The 1,732-nt window shown below is 38.4% G+C and carries 2 protein-coding genes; both read right to left on the reverse strand.

Features of this window, described 5'->3' with window-relative positions; all coding sequences use genetic code 11:
* Positions 1-122: 122 nt before the first annotated feature.
* Positions 123-1,169, reverse strand: a complete 1,047-nt coding sequence (locus tag J7J01_08990; protein MCD6211000.1) for an IS110 family transposase — start codon at positions 1,167-1,169, stop codon at positions 123-125.
* A gap of 232 nt (positions 1,170-1,401) precedes the next feature.
* A complete protein-coding gene (locus J7J01_08995) occupies positions 1,402-1,611 on the reverse strand; it encodes a hypothetical protein (protein MCD6211001.1) in 210 nt (69 codons plus the stop codon).
* Positions 1,612-1,732 lie beyond the last annotated feature (121 nt).

Consider the following 1,732-nt stretch of genomic DNA (forward strand, 5'->3'; position numbering starts at 1 on the left):
CTCTATCCAGGCCATCTTTCTCTGCTTCATAGGGATTAAAACAGATGATGTATCTCCTCCTATGTTAATTGTCAACAACTACTCTACTCTCAAAATACCAAACCATTTATCGAAAGCCCCCATTAGGCTGGAGATAAATGGTAACCTTTACTAGCTGATGTCAGCTTAAAATTATTAAAATCTTCAAACACCCAATCGTTCTTTAACGTCCGATAAATAATGGTTAAAAGCTTTCTTGCAGTAGCAATAATTGCTTTACCGCTTCCTTTTTTGGCTTTGAGCTTTAAATAAAATGAGCGTAAATAGGGGTTGTAGCGTATAGCAATCAATGCACATTGCACCAACGCTGTCCGGGCAATCTTATTGCCCATTTTGGTTATCCGGCCATAGTGAGTAGTTTTGTTAGAAATATGTACCCGCGGCACAATACCAATATAAGCGGCTAATTTATGGTCTCCGCCAAAATCATTGATGTCACCGATGGTATTGAGAAGAATTGTCGCTGAAATGTCCCCTATCCCGGTTATATTTGTTAAGTTCTTATGCCCCTTTAGCTTTTTGCCCCGTCCTTTTAATTCTTCATCTATCTCTTCTATGGCTTTGTTGAGATTACGCAGCTCCCTGATTATTATCCTTAGCTCAAATAATGAATCTTCATCAAGTTCATACTTTAAAACCCTATCCAGATTCTTCTCTGAAGCGAATATCTCTCTTTTGGTAACAATACCGTTGGCGTTAAGTATGTTGTGGATTTTGTTCTTCAGTGCTGTCCGTAATTTAACAAACTTATCCCTTGTGCCGATCAAACTGCTTAATTGTGCCTCTTTCTTACTCTTCATTCTCACTTCTGGTATCAGTCCTTTACTTAAATATTTCGCGATTGTTTTCGCATCCCTTTTATCGGTCTTTTTTACCGACTGTGAGATAATCTTAAACTGAGTGGGGTTGATTATCTTAACCCCTCCTACCCGGTCTTTTATCTCCCTCACAAAATAGCCAGTGTTGCCTGTGGATTCCACGGCTACTTCATCATCTCTGGTAAGGGTTTGCTTAAAAGCTTCTATCCCTTCTTTGCTAACCTTAAAACTTTTAAGCTCTTTACCCTTTCTGCTTAAATAACAAACCGTAAAGGTGTTCTTGTGTAAATCTACCCCAATGTAGCGCTTCATTTTCTACCCCCTTTCTTTTTTATATTACCTATAGTCTTGAGAGTAGAATTTAAGTCGGTGAACACCATCCTCCTATCCAGGGTCACTTAAGCCCTATGGTGACTGTTCGGTTATAGGCTTGATTAATCTCCTTCTCGAGGTCAATTAAGCCTCATGGAAACACACAACCTATAACCTATCTACTCCAGACTATTAGTTTATTTTACCCATAATCCGGAGCTTTCACCAACTGTCATTGAGCAATTATCGTATCATCTCCTTTTTGTCTTTCGTAATACCCTCTACCCAAAAACTCAATTACTTCCTGCTCTAATAATTCCTGAAGAATAATCGCCGCTGCTTTTTTGATCAATTCACTTAGAAGAAATTTTCTGCTATTTACCCCATTTAGTAACTTTTCTAACTCCTTGCGCATTCTTTGACTTACTGGTATCCTTTTCATGGGTGGCCTCCTTTATCTTTTTAGTTTTTGTTGGCTTTACAATTATAACTCAGGCCACCCCTTTTTTTTACAAGAATTATAAGACACCACCGACATATTCCCTTGTCAAGGGGTTTTTTAT

Source organism: Methanophagales archaeon (assembly GCA_021159465.1).
Lineage (GTDB): Archaea > Halobacteriota > Syntropharchaeia > Alkanophagales > Methanospirareceae > G60ANME1.

Excerpts from the sequence above, each read along its gene's own strand:
- J7J01_08990 (MCD6211000.1), bottom strand. The coding sequence starts at position 1,169 with ATGAAGCGCTACATTGGGGTAGATTTACACAAGAACACCTTTACGGTT.
- J7J01_08995 (MCD6211001.1), bottom strand. The coding sequence starts at position 1,611 with ATGAAAAGGATACCAGTAAGTCAAAGAATGCGCAAGGAGTTAGAAAAG.